Below are 16,815 nucleotides of genomic sequence, written 5' to 3'. Positions count from 1 at the left end.
TTTAACGTTAAACTTTCCAACGACATTATTGTCAAAACTATTAAAGAATGAATTATTTTCAAAATATCCATTGACAACGATTAATTGGAAATGGTATCCTCAGGAAGTAACATATACTAAAACTTGAAAGGGAGGTACGGAAAATGAAAAATGCAACTAAATGTAATCATAACTTCATAATGAATCCGTGCCTGGCAATACTTTCATTCTAATTGGAGACGAATGAATGGCATGGTATGCCGTTCTTTTCTATAAGCACACGCTTATGTAAAAGGCGTGTGCTTTTTTGTGTCTTCTTTTAAAGGAAAATTCGGTTTTTTCACGCTTTGCGTGTAAAAATAAGGTGAAACTTCAATCAGTGATGGTTTTCCACTGATTGTTAGTTGAACCAATCGGGCATTTACTGGCTGTTGTACTCCCACTGTGTCAGTTAAGTGGAGCTCTTACAGCCAGTTAATGCGGGATAAATACAAAATGAAAAGGAGTGTCATCGATGATCAATGTAGAACAGCGACGAAAAGTAATGAAAAATGGGGCGCTAGAAAGTGGATAGCGAACCGGATTGTGAGTAAATGATTCAAAAAAAGAAAAGGAGGAAAAACAGGATGATTAATCAAAATGCACAATACAGACCAAACGAAAAAACCAATACGAAAAAATTAATGGAGTGGGAATCTCCAAACCAGATGGGTGTCAAACATGGCGACACAACAGGTGAACGCCGATTGTAATTCTCGTTTAAGGTTCCTCTCCAAGAGGAGAATATGATAATGTATACAATTGATAGAGAAGTCGTTCAACGACATATGGAAGATATGCGACAGGAAATCGAACAATACCGTCTAGGGCAGAAGGCGCTCAAGCGGAAAAGGAAGGAACGAAACCGCGTTCCGTTCTGGATGATTTTCTTTAGCTTCACAAATTAATAAAAGGAGCGTTCCCAATCATTAGGGGACGCTCCTTTTTAGTATAAGCAGATTTATTCAAAAGATATCTCGATTGTGAGATGATAACAATCGTCAAGAAAATGCGCTAGCGTAAAATTGGAATTCATACTGTTCCAGTATTAAGTTCATGCTAGTCAATAAAGCAAAGCGAAAGGAGCACAACAACATGACAATTAGAGTAAAAGCAATTATAGGTAGTAACAGCCCTACTTCATACAACTTGAAATTAGTTGAGTACTTACGAAAAAAATACGCGGACAAGCTCGAAATCACGCCTGTTTTCATTAATGATGTCGACATGTTTTCTGTTGAATTAGAAAGCAACCAACCAGATAATGTTAAAGATTTCTTGGACAACGTAAGGGATTCAGATGCAGTCGTATTTGCGGTTCCTGAATACAACTTCTCCATTCCAGGAGTACTGAAAAATGCAGTCGATTGGCTATCACGAAGCAACCTTGCAATTAAAGACAAACCTGCGTTCATCATCGGTTCTTCCATGGGCGTGTTGGGAAGTGTACGTGCTCAAATGCACCTACGTGAAATCTTATCAAACCCAATGCTCTCTCCTGCGCTATTGCCGAACAATGAAGTGTATATCGGTTCAGTCCATGAGAAAATCGACGAGAATGGTCAGTTGACAGACCAAGCAACAATCGACTTCTTGGATAACGTAGTTAACAACTTCATCGAGTTCTATTCGAAAAGAGAAGCTCTAGCTAAAGTTAACGCTTAATGAAAAACCGTCTCGTTTACGTAACGAGACGGTTTTTCTTATGGAAGAATGGCAAATGATCTAACAGGAAAGCCTGATGCTTTTTCAGGTTTTGCAACGATATTGAAGATGATAGCACCTTTGGCGGGCACTTTATCTAGATTTGCCATCAATTCAATCTGATAAGTATCTTGTTCAAGGACGTAATATTCGCCTTCCAATTTTCCTTTCTTACGGAAGTCAGCGGCAGAGTCGGTGTCGTATGTTTCGTGGCCTACCGCTTTCACACCCCGTTCTTCGAAGAGGAATTTCAAAGCGTCCAATCCCCATCCAGGAATTCGGTTGTTGCCTTCCTCGTCTTTATTGTTAAACGCCTCGTGATTCGGCCAGCGTTTGCTCCAGTCCGTACGCAACGCAACGAATGTCCCTTCTTCAATTTTCCCATGGACTGCTTCGAAATCTAGTATGTCCTGTACTCCAAAAGTGAAATCGTTATCGGCTTCGGCTTCCTTTGATTTATCGATAACGACTAGCGGAAGAACCAACTCTTGCAGCTCCAACTCATCCAAGTACCGGGTGTCGGGGACGAAATGGATAGGGGCGTCGATATGTGTACCATACTGACCCGGGAATGAAAACTTCTGTGCAAAGAAGCCGTCATCATGGGTGAAGAGCGTTTTAAATTCCGCATCGTCAAACATGAAGAAGTGTGGCGAATCCGGACCAAATGTATGGGTCAAATCCACCCATTCCTTACTTTTCAACAATTGAAGTGCCGCGTGTATTTCATTCACTGTTTGTATTGACATCCTCATCACTCTCTTTCCCTCTATTTTAGTTTTGGCCAACCGCAGTTTTTTCGGCAGCGGCTAGTAAAGCTTGCTTGAGATCCGCAATGATATCTTCAGCTTCCTCCAACCCGACAGAAAAACGCAACAGCCGTTTATCTACACCACGTCTTTCACGCTCTTCCTCAGGAATGTCCGCGTGCGTTTGGGTCGTCGGGTACGTGATCAGGCTCTCGCCTCCTCCGAGACTTTCTGCAAATGTAATGAGTTGTAAACTTTGCAAGAACGGATCAATCCATTCACTGCCTCGTAGCCTGAACGAAATCATCCCGCCTTTTCCTGCGTACAGGACGTCATCGACAAGCGGCTCGCTTTCCAAATAGGAGACGAGTTCTTTCGCATTGGCGTCATGTTGTTTCATTCGTACGTGCAACGTCTTCAGTCCACGGATGACAAGCCATGAATCGAACGGAGAGAGCGTAGCGCCAATTGCATTATGGTTTTCACCTAGACGGTTACATAAATCCTCTCCTTTTGCGACGACGAGCCCCGCAAGGACGTCATTATGCCCGCCGATATATTTTGTCGCACTATGAACGACGATATCAGCTCCCAATTCAATCGGGCGTTGGTAGTACGGCGTTAAAAACGTATTGTCCACGATGACAAGCAAGCCATGCTTTCTTGCAAGTTCTACGTGTTTCTCGATATTAATGTTTATCATGAGCGGATTTGTCGGTGTTTCGATGAAAAGTGCTTTCGTGTTTTCGGTAATTAACTTTTCCGTTTCCTCGACGCTCTCAAAAGATGTATACGACGTTCGGATACCATATATGTTCGCGTATTGGTTGAACAATCGGTATGTACCGCCGTAAATGTCGTCGGGCGCAATCAGTTCGTCCCCCGGCTTGAACAAGGAAAGGACGAGTTGGATCGCAGCCATCCCTGAACTGCATGCATAGCCGCGGTCGCCGTTTTCTAAATCAGCAATGCCTTCTTCGAGAATCGTCCGCGTTGGGTTTTTCGTCCGTGTATAGTCGTATCCTGTAGACAGCCCGAGCCCATCATGCTTGTAGGCGGTGGAAAAATGAAGGGGAGGATTCACTGCCCCGGTTCTTGGATCACTCTGATTTCCTAGTTGTACTAATTTCGTGTTAATACTCTGCTTTGTCAAGTTGCCCATCTCCTTTGTTCTATTAAAAAAGAGGCCTCTCCAATTAAGAAGAGCGCCTCCAACGTAGTTGAAATCAATCTTCTTATCTTCAAGACGTTACGCCTTTTGGAATTAGCACCATACCAGGTTCGGGCTGGTTGCTGAGACTTCATCGGGCCAATCCCTCCGTCTCTCTTGATAAGAATCAAAATATAGTATTGTTAGAAAATATTTATCTTAATTTATCATGTACTTGGCTAGAATGCAAGATGTTTCGGAAACTAGTGGGGACGACCATTTGCTATAATGATGCATATTGAGGAGGGATTCCATTGGCTTGGCTTTATGTTTTATTGGCAGCAATCGTAGAAGTCTTTTGGGTGATCGGGCTCCGTTACTCCGATACAGCGCTCGAATGGGCAGGGACTATCGTTGCGATTATCGTCAGTTTTTATGCAATTATTAAGGCTTGTGAAAAGCTTCCGTCCGGCACGGTCTATGCGGTGTTCACCGGTTCGGGGGCGGCGGCGATCGTCTTGATCGACTTTCTGTTTTTTCATGCGGAGTTTTCTATCGCAAAGGTGATCTTTATCACGATTATCATCATAGGAGTTATTGGGATCAAAATGACGACGGTTGAATCAGAAGAGTCGGAAGGGGGCGATTGAGATGGCTTGGGTTTATTTAGTCATTGCAAGTTTTGGAGAAATCTTCGGCGTCATGGCTATCAATCTTTATTTGCAAAAAAGGTCGTTGCCACGTCTGTTGCTCATTGTCGTGACATTCTCGGTAGGTTTTTGGTTTCTGTCACTCGCCATGCGCGATATACCGATGGGGACAGCGTATGCAATTTGGACTGGACTCGGTGCAGCTGGCGCGGTATTGATGGGGATCTTGTTTTTCAAGGAAGCGGCAGGCTGGAAACGGATTCTGTTCCTTTGTTTGATTATCGGAGGAGCGGTCGGATTAAAGTTATTTGGTTGACGAATGTTGGACTGAAATAGTTTCCAATTTGGTTTATGATGGTGGGAGATTATCAATTCATCTTAAGGGGGAGTGCTGTGGCGAAACAATATGATTTTACGGAAGGACCGCTTGGGAAACAGCTTGTCTTCTACTCGGCTCCAATCATTCTTACGAATTTGCTGCAAGTATCGTATCAATTCATCGATAGCTTATGGGTTGGAAATCTCATCGGCGCCGATGCGCTTGGAGCTGTAGCGATTTCAGGGACTGTCGTGTTCACCGTCCTTTCGTTTGTCATCGGGTTGAATAATGCAGCACTTACAATCCTGTCCCAACAAAAGGGAAAGGGAAGCGAGGCGGGACTTCGCAAGTATTTGAATGCTTTCGTCGTCTTGCTTGGAATCATGTCCGTCGTCTTAAGTGTTGCGGGCTTCTTTTTAGCAAAACCTATCCTAACATTGCTTGGAACACCTGATTCAATGATTGAAATGGCGACGTCATATTTGCGAGTCAATTTTTTCGGGATTGTGTTTCTCTTTGGATATAATTTTATCAATACGGTATTACGGTCTGTGGGCGATTCGAAGACGCCCATCTATTTCGTTTTGACGGCCGTATTATTAAATACGGTGCTTGATCCGATTTTCATTGCCGTCTTCGGTTGGGGCGTCCAAGGAGCTGCGATTGCAACGATTGTCTCTCAAGGAGTCGCTTTTGCGACGGGTGCCATTTATACGATGAGGAAGAAACTCATACCGTTTTCAAAGCCGTACATTCCTGCGAAGCGGGAAGTGCTCGATATTTTGAAATTAGGTATTCCTGCGGGCTTGCAAATGAGTGTCGTTTCGGCCGGGGTTATGGCGATAATGAGCGTCGTCGCTTCGTTTGGCCCAGCAGTTGTCGCGGGATATGGGGCTGCGCAGCGGCTCGATAGCTTGATCATGCTGCCGGCACAGGCGATCGGAATGGCTGTGAACAGTATGGCAGGGCAAAATATTGGGGCGGGGAAATGGGATCGTGTCCATAAGATCACGCTCATCGGCTTCTTTTTCAATCTCGCCATTATGTTCGTCATTGCAGGTCTCATCGTCGCTTTTGCGAACAGGGGTATCCGACTCTTCATATCTGACGCGGATGCTGTTCGGTTTGGTGCAGACTATTTGAAGACAATTGCATTTTTCTATCCTTTTTTAAGTATCAATTTCGTTTTGAATGGCGCGGTCCGTGCGTCAGGAGCGATGTTTCAAGTGCTTGTGCTCAATATCATTTCCTTTTGGGTTTTGCGATACCCCGTCACTTATTTCCTCTCTGGCATTATGGGGGAGAAAGGGATTGCCTATGGGATCGGCATAAGCTTTGTCATTAGCAGCGTCATTGCTTTCCTTTATTACCGGTATGGTAAGTGGAAGCAAGCGGAGGCCATTGGAGAATGAACGCGAGCGATGCGCTTATTGTTAGTGATGGTTTAATTTTGGGTATATACTAGTACCGACAGAAGATATCGGAAGAAGGAGATTTGGCATGAGTTCGAAATATGTAGATGACAGTTTAGCATTACATACAGATCTTTATCAAATCAACATGGCGGAATCCTATTGGGCGGATGGCATGCATGAAAGGAAAGCGGTTTTTGAGCTTTACTTCAGAAACTTGCCATTTGGGAACGGTTATGCGATTTTTGCCGGACTTGAGCGAATCCTCGATTATTTGAAGGATTTCCATTTCAGTGAAAGCGACCTGCTTTATTTGAAGGAAGAGCTCGGCTATAAAGACGACTTCCTCGCCTATTTGAAGGACTTGCGCTTCACGGGCGATGTCTATTCGATGAAAGAAGGAGAACTCGTATTTGGGAATGAACCGATTCTCCGTGTAGAGTCGACGCTGGCGGAAGCTCAGCTCATCGAAACAGCGCTTCTTAATATTGTCAATTTCCAGACACTCATCGCGACAAAGGCAAGCCGCATTAAACAAGTCGTCAAAGATGAAGTCGTCATGGAGTTCGGAAGCAGACGGGGACATGAAATGGACGCGGCAGTCTGGGGAGCTCGTGCAGCTGTCATCGGCGGGGTCGAGGCAACGAGTAATGTGCGTGCCGGTAAGAGATTCGGCATTCCAGTTGCAGGAACTCATGCACATTCAATGGTTCAAGCATATCGTAGTGAATATGAAGCGTTCCATTCATATGCAAAACGCCATAAGGACTGTGTGTTTCTCGTCGATACGTACAATACGCTTAAAATTGGAGTTCCGACCGCGATCCAAGTCGCGAAGGAGCTTGGCGATCAAATCAACTTCATTGGCATCCGCCTTGATAGCGGAGATATTGCATTCTTGTCGAAAGAAGCACGACGCATGCTCGATGAAGCCGGATTCCACGATGCCAAAATCGTCGTTTCGAATGATTTGGATGAATATACAATTTTGAACTTAAAAGCACAAGGGGCGAAGGTCGACTCGTGGGGAATCGGAACGAAGCTAATCACCGCTTACGATCAACCAGCTCTCGGTGCAGTCTATAAAATCGTCGCGATTGAAAATGAAAACGGTGAAATGGAAGATACGATCAAAATTTCATCCAGTTTCGAGAAAGTGACGACGCCGGGTCGGAAAAAACTCTATCGTATTATCGATCGGGAAAACGGCAAGGCGGAAGGCGACTATATTACGATGCATGACGAAGACCCGACAAAAGAGGATCGAATCAAAATGTTCCATCCCGTCCATACATTCATCTCCAAATTCGTTACGAATTTTGATGCCGTCAACTTGCATACGAAAGTCGTCGAGGGAGGAAAAATCATTTATAAAAATCCTACGTTGAATGAAATGCGCCAGTATGCCAACGATAACTTAGGATTGTTATGGGATGAATATAAGCGTTCATTGAACCCGGAAGAATATCCGGTCGATTTGAGCCAAAAATGTTGGGACAATAAAATGCGCAACATCCGTGAAGTGCAAGAAAAAGTGGATGCATTTGATGCATTTTAAAGGAGGAGGTTCGAAAAATGACTTTCCAACAACAGGTCATTGCAGAGCTGAAAACGAAGCCGTCAATTGACCCGCAAGAGGAAATCCGCAAATCAATTGATTTCATGAAAGAATACGCGATGAAAAACTCTTTCGTGAACGGCTTTGTCCTCGGCATTTCAGGTGGGCAAGATTCCACTCTCGTCGGCAGGCTCGCGCAAATGGCTGTCGATGAACTGAACGAAGAAAACAAAACGGATCGGTATAAATTCATTGCCATCAGACTTCCTTATGGAAAGCAGTTCGACGAAGATGACGCACAAGATGCCCTTGACTTCATCAAGCCGACGTTGCTCTATACTGTCGATATTAAGGACGCGGTCGATGCGAGCGAACAGGCATTGGCGAAAGCGGGAATCCTTATTTCTGATTACACGAAGGGCAACGAAAAAGCGCGGGAACGAATGAAAGTCCAATACGCAATTGCGGCTGCACATAGCTGTGTTGTGCTGGGCACCGACCATGCTGCGGAAGCGGTGACCGGTTTTTATACGAAATTTGGCGACGGCGCAGCTGACCTCATGCCAATCTACCGATTGAATAAAAGGCAAGGCCGTCAATTAATGAAGGAGCTTGGGTCTCCCGAGCATCTGTATACGAAAGTGCCGACGGCGGATTTGGAAGACGATAAGCCCGCTTTGCCCGACGAAGTCGCGCTTGGGGTCACTTATGAGGAGATCGACGACTTCCTCGAAGGGAAGCAAGTGTCTGATAAAGCACTCGAAACGATTGAAAAACACTATAAACGATCGGAGCATAAGCGTCATTTGCCGATCACTATTTTCGACGATTTTTGGAAATAAGAATTGACGATAAGTAGAGGGGAGCTTTATGTTTCCGCCTCTACTTTTTTCTGTTAAATTTACTGTGTTGTACCTAGTCGAAGATTGCGGTATTATGAAGTTACATTTTGTGAATTTTTGGACATGTTTATAGAGAGAAGCTGGAATGGGAGGAAGAAGAATGCAAAATGCACAAGTTATCGACAAAGTTCTTGCGAATATAGATAAGGTAATGATCGGCAAACGGGATATTGCGGAGCTAAGCGTTACGGCCCTGCTTGCCGGCGGACACGTTCTACTTGAAGACGTCCCCGGTGTCGGGAAGACGATGATGGTGAAAGCGCTAGCGAAATCGATTGGCGCCTCGTTCAAGCGTATCCAGTTCACGCCGGATTTACTGCCGTCGGACGTACTTGGCGTTTCCATTTACAATCCGAAGGAAATGGAATTTGAATTCAGGCCTGGTCCGATTGTCGGCAACATTGTATTGGCGGATGAAATTAACCGGACATCCCCGAAGACACAAGCTGCTTTACTAGAAAGTATGGAAGAGTCGTCGGTCACTGTCGACGGAGAAACGATTCGAATTCCACAACCGTTTTTCGTCATGGCAACCCAAAACCCGATTGAATACGAAGGCACTTACCCGCTGCCGGAAGCACAGCTGGACCGGTTTCTTTTCAAATTGAAGATGGGGTATCCAAAACGGGTCGAAGAGATCGAAGTGCTATCGCGAGCGGAAAAATCGGTGCCGCTCGATCATATCGAAACTGTCCTCTCGATTCAAGAATTGGCGGAACTCCAACGAGCGGTAAAAGAAGTGAATGTCGACCATACGATAAAAACCTATATTGTCGATTGTGCATCGGAAACACGTAATAACCCGCATGTCTATCTCGGAGTCAGCCCCCGTGGCTCGCTAGCGCTCATGAAGTCATGCCAAGCCTATGCACTCATAAAAGGGCGAACGTATGTAACGCCTGACGATGTGAAATACTTGGCTCCTTTTGTATTCGGCCATCGGCTCATCCTCAAGTCCGAAGCGAAGTACGAAGGGATCACTGCGAATGAAATCGTCGAACGGATCTTAACGAGAATCAGTGTGCCGATCGACCGGGTCGGATTGAAATGACAAAAGGGAAAAGACTGCTATCGATGACTGGCCGCTTCGTTTTCATCGTCGGCCTATTCTTTTCTGTCTATGTTTTCGCTATGTTTCAAGGGGGCAAAGTAAGCTGGACGATTTTTTATATGCTAACTCCCTTTCTTTTATATTCCATCACTCTATTTGCCTATCCGATGAATAATATAAAAGCAGAGCGCATCCTTCGAACGAAAACGATTAAAAACGGGGGGAAGCTCGTCGTGACGGTTAAACTTTCACGGACGGTTCCTTTCCCCTTATTGTATACAGCTGCAATTGAAAAATGGACGGATCCCGCTATGAACAGAAGAGCGAAGAATCGCACAAGGCAGCTCTTCTTGTTCGGTTTCAAAAAAAGTGTGGAATTCTCCTATGAAATCGATAAGCTTCCAAGAGGAGAGCATATTGTAGAAGGCGTCGAAATCGAAGTCTCCGATTTTTTTGGATGGATCCAAAAACGTGCTTTCATAGAGTTGAAGGATGCTATACTCGTCTATCCGAATACGATTTCGATTAAATATGCACCGATAAACGCCCAATACGACCGTGGATCTCTCATTTCCCCGTTTTCACTCGTCAAGGATACGACGATGGCAACCGGGGTGAGGGATTACCAGGCGGGAGACCGGGTGACTTGGATTCATTGGAAATCATTTGCCCGCACGCAAAATCTAATGACGAAGGAATTTGAGGACCGGCAATCGGAGGATCTCATCGTGCTGCTTGACGGCAGGGATTCGGATCTGTTTGAGGAGCAAGTTGAACTGGCAGCATCGATCGTTGAAGAAGCTGCCCACCATCACGCGAACATCGCCTTTGCTTCCGCCGGGGCGGAGACAGTCGTATTCCCATTCATCCATTCTGCAGACCAGCTGCACAATGTTTTCGTTCATTTAGCTAAAATTCAACCTGTCCCACCAGACGCGATGCAGCCATTGGCGTATTCATCACTTACAGCAGCTGCTGGCAGCGTCGTCTTAGTGACGTCAAGCCCAGATTGGACATTCCTTCAATCAGTAATGGCATTTGTGAAAAACACGAAGGCGGTTATCTGTTTTGTAATTGTTGACGGGGAAGGCGTGATACCTCCTCAAATCCAGGAGCAAATTAGATTTGCGAAAGCGAAAGGAATTACGGTTCATGCACTGAGCAATAAGCAGTTTTCGGAAGCTTTTAAGGAGGTGGCTAGTTGATGAATGAAGGAAGGACGGATATGCGCGTCCTCATACTCATGTATATATTGGCGTTTCTGCTGCTCTGGGAATGGCTATTGCCTGTTGTTAAATTGACTGATACGGATTATATAGCCGTCTTCCTTTATTTCATCGCCATTTCCTTTTTATTCGGATTGCTGAAGATGCGATGGTGGTACTCCGTGCCATTAAAAATCATCTATTTGTTTTGGTCGCTCCATTATATGTTTTTTAAAACCGCTATTTTCTCCAAAGAAACAGTCGTTTTACTCAGTAAAGATCTATACTCGAATGTCGGCATTATTGCGGCTTGGTATTGGGGGGACATTACGAATCCATTCCGGACAGTCCTCTTTTTCGTTCTGTTGTGGATGACAATTTACTTGATTCGCCATTGGATCGAAGTGCGGAAAAGCATTCTACTTTTCTACGTAATGACGGTCGTATTCATCGCTGTTTTAGATACGTTCAGCTCGTATTCTGCAGACGGGGCAATTTTTAGAATTATGGTATCTGGACTGTTATTAATAGGATTGCTGACGATTTCCCGCATATCCGAACGACATGGACGAAAGATGGGCACCGGAATGTTTGCCACTTTTTCAGTTCCATTATTGATCGCCGTCATAGGCAGCAGTGCTTTCGCGAACTTCATGCCGGACCGGGGGCCTGCCTGGCCAGATCCTGTCCCTTTCTTAAAATCAGTCGTGCAAGGGGAAGGAATCGGAAATGGCAGCGGTAGCCTCGTTTCGAAAAGTGGGTACGATACGGACGATTCGAGGCTAGGGGGCGCATTCGCGCAAGATAATACGGTCGTTTTTAGGGCGGCTGTCCCTAGAAGGCAATATTGGAAAATCGAAACGAAAAATACGTATACGTCAAAGGGATGGATACAGCAATCCGTTGAGTCGATGCCAGTCAATATTATTCCGGGCACATTACTTGCGAATGAAAGTGCGGACGCACAACTTGAAGATAGCCAAGTGTTAAGCGCTGTAATCAATATGAATGAACAATTGCCGTATCTCGTTTACCCATATGGTACAACAAAAATCCATACGAGAACGGATGTCGTTTTGCAGAATCAAGTGGAGACCGGCCAATTTTGGGTCATGAAAGACGGGGAGAATACGGAACTGGATTCGTTCGGAATCGATCTCGTCGAGCAACGATACAGTTTAAAGGCGCTGCGAGAAACTTCAATGGATGATTATGCATTGGAATCAATGGATTTCTCCGAATTCTTGCAGCTGCCCGAGCAATTGCCAGATCGCGTCCGCGAGTTGGCGCTCGATATTACCGGGAAACAGGAAAGTGTCTATGAAAAAGTGAAATCAGTAGAGCGGTATTTTGCAAGAAACGGATTCGTTTACGACCAACAAAACGTCGCCGTGCCGAGAGGGAATGAAGATTATGTAGATCAATTCCTATTCGATACGAAACGGGGATATTGTGATAATTTTTCAACGTCCATGGTCGTCATGCTCCGTGCATCCGATATTCCCGCACGTTGGGTGAAAGGATTCGCGCCGGGTGAAGCGAAACAGAACTCAAGAGGCAGGACGGAGTATGTAGTGACGAACAATGAAGCACACTCATGGGTAGAGGCTTATATTCCGGGGTTCGGATGGATGCCTTTCGAACCGACGATTGGTTTTTCCAATATGACCGGCATCGAGTATGACCTTGAACTAGATGTGAGCGATCCGGAGGCACCTGAAATGGAAGAGCGTGAGGAGCCCGAAGTCGACCGGGCGGAAACGGCTGCTAAGAAAGAGGAAGAGCAAAGTATCGCAGCGTTCTTCAATAAGACAGGCGACTTCCTACGTGAAAATGCTTGGGTCGGATTCAGTAGTGGTGCACTATTGTTATTCATTTCCTGGATCGTATATAAGCATCGCGGGAAGTGGATTCCTAAACTTTTGACAAGTATGTACCGGAAGCGGAAAGCGGATTGGGAGCTATACACGAAGCAATACAAAAGCTTATTGAAACAGCTGGATCGATTCGGCTTTAAACGGAAAGAAAGCATGACGTTATCGGAGTATGCGAAAACGGTGGATGAATACTTCGGAGGCCGTAAAATGGGATTGCTCACGGAAGCGTATGAACGCGGCCTATATGGCGGTTATACAAAGCACGACGAATGGGCAAGCTTGCAGGAAATATGGGAAGATTTAATCAATAGGGCTACTTGTTGATTTTTGTATATCGGAAGCGTAAGATTAACAAAAAGAACACCGATATGCCCTCATATATATCCGATAATATGGTTCGGATGTTTCTACTAAGTCACCGAGAATGACTTGTCTATGAAGGCGGGACAGCCATGTCTGTTTCTGCCAGCAGTAGAACGTTTAGACGCGTGGAAAGAAGGACTTTCTTACGCGTCTTTACTGATTAGAGGCAACGGAAACTAAATGAAAGAGGTGGATCAATTGTCGACAGCTCCTTTATTGATCGAACAGGAAAAAATTGTTGTGCTCGATTACGGCAGTACATACAACCAACTGATTACACGTACGATCCGTGAGTTGGGAGTTTACAGTGAATTGCATCCTCATACGGTCACTGCGGAGGATATCAAAAAAATGCACGCTGTCGGAATCATCCTTTCCGGCGGACCAAACGGTACTGATTTCGACATCGACGCTGACATTTTCAATCTGGGCATCCCTGTACTCGGCATTTCTTCCGGGGCGGAACTCATCTCCAATCAATTCGGTGGGAAGTCCGGAGCAAAAAATGTTTCTGATGTTCAGGACATCAACGTAACGACAGCTTCAAAACTGTTTACCGGACAAGCTGAAAAGCAATCCGTCCTAATGGGCAACGGAAATGCGATCGCTGAAGTACCTGCAGGATTCGCTGTTGTCGCAACTAACGAGGACGGCGGAGTAATCGCATTTGCGAATGAAGAAAAAAATCTTTATGGCGTTCTTTACCATCCGGAAGCTGGACAATCAACTGAAGGAAAAGAGTTGCTCCGTCAATTCGTCATCAACATTTGTGCGGTGACGAATAGCTGGACAGTACAACGTTTCATCGACATCGAAGTTGAGAAGATTCGTTCTCAAGTCGGCGAAAGGAAAGTCCTTTGCGCACTGAGTGGCGGCGTCGATTCATCCGTTGTAGCGGCGTTAATTGACCGCGCAATCGGAGATCAGCTTACGTGCATCTTCGTTGACCACGGTCTGCTACGTAAAGGCGAAGTGGAAAGCGTTGTCGATACGTTCAGCAATCAATTCAATATGAACTTCATCAAAGTCGATGCTCGCAAACGGTTCTTGGACAAGCTCAAAGGTGTCACTGATCCGGAAGAGAAACGGAAAATCATCGGCAATGAATTCATCTATGTATTTGACGAGGAGTCCGCAAAACTCGAAGGAATCGACTTCCTTGCACAAGGTACGATTTATGCGGATATTATCGAAAGCGGAACGGCCACAAAAGAAGTGATCAAATCCCACCATAACGTCGGGGGACTACCGGAAGACATGGACTTTGAATTAATCGAGCCGTTAAAAGCATTGTTCAAAGACGAAGTGCGCGCGGTTGGAGCAGAACTTGGATTGCCGGCAGACATCGTTCATCGTCAGCCATTCCCAGGACCAGGCCTCGGCGTTCGGGTACTCGGAGAAATCACGGAAGAGAAGCTTGAAATTGTTCGTGAAGCTGACTGGATCCTTCGCGATGAAATCGCAAAAGCGGGGCTGGATCGGGAAATCTGGCAATACTTTGCCATCCTACCTGACATCCGCAGCGTCGGCGTAAGAAATGAAAAACGTTCCTACGACTATGCAGTAGGATTGCGTGCTGTTCATTCAGTAGATGGCATGACAGCTGACTGGGCTCGCATTCCTTGGGATGTACTTGAAAAAATCAGTACACGCATCACATCTGAAGTCGACCACGTAAACCGGGTTGTCTATGATATTACAGGAAAACCACCTGGCACGATCGAGTGGGAGTAAACTATATAACCGCATCGTATATCTTTGGGGATATGGCCCAAAAGTCTCTACCGGAACGCCGTAAATGTTCTGACTACGATGATTGAATTAAAGGCGAAAATCGTTTTAATTTGATTGTCATGGGGAAGTATACGGGTATTCGTATACTTCCTTTTTGTTATTGATTATCAAAAAAGAGTTCCGACCTGATGACGCTTGCATTACGTATTTATACTAATAATTTATGAGGGACGGTTATCATGAAGAAATATTTTGAGTTTGAAAAGCTTGGAACGAACTATCGGCGTGAGATTGTCGGAGGAGTGACCACATTCCTCGCGATGGCATATATTTTGGCTGTCAATCCGCTCATGCTTTCATTAGAAGGGGTACCTGATCTTCCTGATGCGATGCGCATGGATAAAGGCGCCGTTTTCGTTGCAACAGCATTGGCTGCAGCTGTAGGCTCACTTTTCATGGGCTTGATTGCAAGATATCCTATCGCTTTGGCTCCAGGAATGGGATTAAACGCGTTTTTCGCATTTACGGTTGTACTCAATTACGGAATTCCGTGGCAAACAGCTTTAACAGGCGTATTATTCTCTGGAATCATATTTATTTTCTTATCGTTGTCTGGATTACGTGAAATTATTATTAACGCTATACCAGCACCATTAAAACTTGCGGTTGGAGCGGGTATTGGTCTATTTATAGCTTTCCTCGGTTTCCAAAATGCGGGTATCATCGTTGGTGATCCAAATACGCTCGTTGCTCTTGGTGATTTGAGTAAAGCAACTACATTGCTTGCAATCTTCGGTTTAGTCGTCACCGTTATCATGATGGTACGCAAAATTAAAGGAGCTATCTTCTATGGAATGATTTTGACAACCATATTAGGAATGATCGTCAATTTGATCGATGTTCCCTCTAAGGTGGTTGACAAAGTACCGTCCGTTGCTCCAACATTTGGTGCTGCATTCGAAGCGATCTTCAACAACTCTGCGTCATTGATGACAACTCAATTCCTAGTTATTGTTCTTACGTTCTTATTCATCGACTTCTTTGATACAGCAGGAACACTCGTAGCGGTAGCCACACAGGCAGGGTTGGTAAAGGATGAAAAATTACCGCGTGCCGGAAAAGCATTGCTTTCGGACTCAATGGCAACAGTGACAGGTGCAATTTTCGGAACGTCGACGACGACTTCATATATCGAATCGACTGCTGGTGTAGCGGCTGGTGCCAGAACTGGATTTGCTTCCGTTGTGACGGGTCTGCTTTTCCTAGTCGCGTTGTTCTTCTCTCCATTATTATTTGTCATTACACCTGAAGTGACAGCCCCTGCGCTTATTATCGTCGGCGTGCTGATGGTATCGACATTGGGGAATATTGAATGGACAAAATTTGAAATTGCCGTTCCTGCCTTCTTCACAATCATTACGATGCCACTGACAGCGAGCATCGCTACAGGAATAGCAATTGGTTTCATATTCTACCCAATTACAATGATATTGAGCGGAAGAAGAAAAGAGATTCACCCGATCATGTACGGTCTCTTCGTCATCTTCATCCTTTATTTCATTTTCCTGAAATGAATTTAAAGGAAAGTGATGCCTTCGTAATTGAAAGGAACGGTTTCCTATGGAGCCGTTCTTTTTTTGTTGGATCATAGAGATGAATGAGTGAATAGTATAGAGAGTATTTACGTTGCAGCTTCTTATAATGGCATTTGGTTAGTGTGTTTGATAGTAGTCGTGAGCGTATGTATTATAGTAGAAATAGAACTTGAAAAAATAATGCTGTAAAACTGTTGACACTTTGAAAACCATTTGGTATAGTAGTAAAGCAGTCGGGAGCACGACAAGAACCGACAGCGAAAAGCAACAAACATGAACCTTGAAAACTGAACAGCAAAACGTCAACAAATAAAGTCTTGAAGCCGACCCCGTCGGCGAACAGACAAAACGAATCTACGGATTCAAAATTGACATCTTAAATGATGCCAGCAAGAAACTCGAGCTATTCGAATTTCTCTATTATGGAGAGTTTGATCCTGGCTCAGGACGAACGCTGGCGGCGTGCCTAATACATGCAAGTCGAGCGGATTGAAGGGAGCTTGCTCCCTGATATTAGCGGCGGACGGG

15 protein-coding genes, 1 rRNA gene and 3 riboswitches are annotated in these 16,815 nt (G+C 45.0%); of the genes, 14 read left to right on the top strand and 2 right to left on the bottom strand.

The window, feature by feature from the left end; genetic code table 11:
• The first annotated feature begins 605 nt into the window (after nt 1-605).
• From MHZ92_RS21465 to MHZ92_RS17680, 3 genes are all read left to right on the top strand, one after another.
• Nucleotides 606-731 (top strand): hypothetical protein, encoded by a 126-nt coding sequence (locus MHZ92_RS21465; protein ID WP_255723641.1) that lies wholly within the window; start codon nt 606-608, stop codon nt 729-731.
• A 39-nt stretch (nt 732-770) separates the two neighbouring features.
• On the top strand, nt 771-926 hold the full coding sequence (locus MHZ92_RS17685) for a hypothetical protein (protein ID WP_239433040.1): 156 nt from the start codon (nt 771-773) through the stop codon (nt 924-926).
• 187 nt (nt 927-1,113) lie between these two features.
• Entirely contained in the window at nt 1,114-1,683 is a 570-nt protein-coding gene (locus MHZ92_RS17680; RefSeq protein ID WP_239433039.1) for an NADPH-dependent FMN reductase, read from the top strand.
• Nucleotides 1,684-1,721: 38 nt separating this feature from the next.
• Here MHZ92_RS17680 and MHZ92_RS17675 read toward each other — a convergent pair whose 3' ends face one another.
• Together MHZ92_RS17675 and MHZ92_RS17670 are read right to left on the bottom strand one after the other, a co-directional pair.
• Nucleotides 1,722-2,471, bottom strand: a complete 750-nt coding sequence (locus MHZ92_RS17675; RefSeq protein WP_239433038.1) for a cyclase family protein — start codon at nt 2,469-2,471, stop codon at nt 1,722-1,724.
• A gap of 25 nt (nt 2,472-2,496) precedes the next feature.
• Complete coding sequence (locus tag MHZ92_RS17670; RefSeq protein WP_239433037.1) at nt 2,497-3,624, bottom strand: methionine biosynthesis PLP-dependent protein; 1,128 nt, start codon at nt 3,622-3,624, stop codon at nt 2,497-2,499.
• A 79-nt stretch (nt 3,625-3,703) separates the two neighbouring features.
• A riboswitch (SAM riboswitch) is annotated at nt 3,704-3,808 on the bottom strand.
• Nucleotides 3,809-3,935: 127 nt separating this feature from the next.
• On the opposite strand from MHZ92_RS17670, the gene MHZ92_RS17665 reads away from it, so the two are divergent.
• From MHZ92_RS17665 to MHZ92_RS17615, 11 genes are all read left to right on the top strand, one after another.
• Complete coding sequence (locus MHZ92_RS17665) at nt 3,936-4,271, top strand: DMT family transporter (protein WP_239433036.1); 336 nt, start codon at nt 3,936-3,938, stop codon at nt 4,269-4,271.
• 1 nt (nt 4,272) lies between these two features.
• Nucleotides 4,273-4,587, top strand: a complete 315-nt coding sequence (locus MHZ92_RS17660) for a DMT family transporter (protein WP_239433035.1) — start codon at nt 4,273-4,275, stop codon at nt 4,585-4,587.
• A gap of 77 nt (nt 4,588-4,664) precedes the next feature.
• Nucleotides 4,665-6,002, top strand: coding sequence for an MATE family efflux transporter (locus MHZ92_RS17655; RefSeq protein ID WP_239433034.1), 1,338 nt, complete (start codon nt 4,665-4,667; stop codon nt 6,000-6,002).
• A gap of 88 nt (nt 6,003-6,090) precedes the next feature.
• A complete protein-coding gene (locus tag MHZ92_RS17650) occupies nt 6,091-7,560 on the top strand; it encodes a nicotinate phosphoribosyltransferase (protein WP_239433033.1) in 1,470 nt (489 codons plus the stop codon).
• 17 nt (nt 7,561-7,577) lie between these two features.
• Nucleotides 7,578-8,402 (top strand): ammonia-dependent NAD(+) synthetase, encoded by an 825-nt coding sequence (nadE, locus tag MHZ92_RS17645; RefSeq protein ID WP_239433032.1) that lies wholly within the window; start codon nt 7,578-7,580, stop codon nt 8,400-8,402.
• A 160-nt stretch (nt 8,403-8,562) separates the two neighbouring features.
• Nucleotides 8,563-9,513: an AAA family ATPase gene (locus tag MHZ92_RS17640; protein WP_239433031.1), complete on the top strand. Its 951-nt coding sequence runs from the start codon at nt 8,563-8,565 to the stop codon at nt 9,511-9,513.
• Nucleotides 9,510-10,718, top strand: coding sequence for a DUF58 domain-containing protein (locus MHZ92_RS17635; RefSeq protein WP_239433030.1), 1,209 nt, complete (start codon nt 9,510-9,512; stop codon nt 10,716-10,718). The genes MHZ92_RS17640 and MHZ92_RS17635 overlap by 4 nt, the downstream gene beginning before the upstream one ends.
• Complete coding sequence (locus tag MHZ92_RS17630; protein WP_239433029.1) at nt 10,718-12,919, top strand: DUF4129 domain-containing transglutaminase family protein; 2,202 nt, start codon at nt 10,718-10,720, stop codon at nt 12,917-12,919. Before MHZ92_RS17635 ends, MHZ92_RS17630 begins: the two co-directional genes overlap by 1 nt.
• A 30-nt stretch (nt 12,920-12,949) precedes the next feature.
• Nucleotides 12,950-13,051, top strand: a riboswitch (purine riboswitch).
• Nucleotides 13,052-13,138: 87 nt separating this feature from the next.
• Nucleotides 13,139-14,692: a glutamine-hydrolyzing GMP synthase gene (guaA, locus tag MHZ92_RS17625; protein ID WP_239433028.1), complete on the top strand. Its 1,554-nt coding sequence runs from the start codon at nt 13,139-13,141 to the stop codon at nt 14,690-14,692.
• Nucleotides 14,687-14,788: riboswitch (purine riboswitch) on the top strand. (Overlaps the previous gene by 6 nt.)
• Before the next feature lie 143 nt (nt 14,789-14,931).
• Nucleotides 14,932-16,266, top strand: coding sequence for an NCS2 family permease (locus MHZ92_RS17620; protein WP_239433027.1), 1,335 nt, complete (start codon nt 14,932-14,934; stop codon nt 16,264-16,266).
• Between the two features lie 440 nt (nt 16,267-16,706).
• Nucleotides 16,707-16,815, top strand: a 16S ribosomal RNA gene (locus MHZ92_RS17615); the annotation flags it as partial.

The organism is Sporosarcina sp. ACRSL (assembly GCF_022346605.1).
Classification (GTDB): domain Bacteria; phylum Bacillota; class Bacilli; order Bacillales_A; family Planococcaceae; genus Sporosarcina.
The sequence above is the reverse complement of the archived record's forward strand: the minus strand, read 5'-3'. Positions and strand labels throughout refer to the sequence as shown.